This is a genomic window from Methanoculleus sp. MH98A, from assembly GCF_000691865.1.
Taxonomy (GTDB): Archaea; Halobacteriota; Methanomicrobia; order Methanomicrobiales; family Methanoculleaceae; genus Methanoculleus.
In genome coordinates this window covers 1-729 of record NZ_JMIO01000241.1, presented here as the reverse complement: position 1 = coordinate 729, position 729 = coordinate 1, and the positions used below count along the sequence as shown (strand labels likewise).

Sequence of the window (729 nt, the reverse complement as noted above, 5' to 3'; positions counted from 1 at the left end):
CATCGTCAAAAACGTCGAGAGGGGAGGAAAGGACTTTTACCTCATCGTCAGCGTGGATGAAGTGGATTCGTACCGCATCACCCTGGAGACGCTCCCTGAATACTTCTTTACCCCTCTCGGATGAAACCCGGAGCATGTCCGGCGATGCGGTTGTAGTTATGGTGTCTCAGATCTTTTCGACGGTCACCCTGACCCGGTCTCCGGCCTGCACGCCGTGCCCCTTGGGGACATCGATGTTGAACCAGAGCACCTCCGGGTTTTCGTAGTTCTTGTCCTGCGACATGAGACAATCCTTGTGGTCATTGATATTGGCCACAAACTCAACGGGTGCTTCGAACTCAATGATCTTCATGCCGTAAAATAGAGCGTTCCAGGATAAAATTATGATGCACGGGAGGTGACGCGCCACGTCGTACTGTTGGAATAACTCCAGCGCCTGATATCCAGCTCATCGCAGATCTCGGAGAGGATGGCAAGGTTGATGCCGACCTCTTTTGCGGAAAGGCCAAGATCGGTTGCGATGTACTTGGATTTAAAGTAAGACTTGCCGGCTCGCAGCCCGGTTTTGAGATGGTACAGGATCTTCCGCTGGGTGTCGCTATATTTCTCTTTGATACGATCTTTTGTCGACATCGACTGATTCCCTCGTGAGCAAGTGCTTTTTGTCCAGATCAATATTTATACCTACCCATTTGCGATCGTAGAATCTTAAGAAGAGTATACAAATCA

General features: G+C 49.9%; 2 protein-coding genes. Both read right to left on the bottom strand.

Annotated elements, in window-relative coordinates:
* Nucleotides 1-166 precede the first annotated feature (166 nt).
* Nucleotides 167-352, bottom strand: a complete 186-nt coding sequence (locus EI28_RS12800; RefSeq protein ID WP_048113391.1) for a hypothetical protein — start codon at nucleotides 350-352, stop codon at nucleotides 167-169.
* Nucleotides 353-381: 29 nt separating this feature from the next.
* A complete protein-coding gene (locus tag EI28_RS12795) occupies nucleotides 382-633 on the bottom strand; it encodes a hypothetical protein (protein ID WP_011844389.1) in 252 nt (83 codons plus the stop codon).
* Nucleotides 634-729 lie beyond the last annotated feature (96 nt).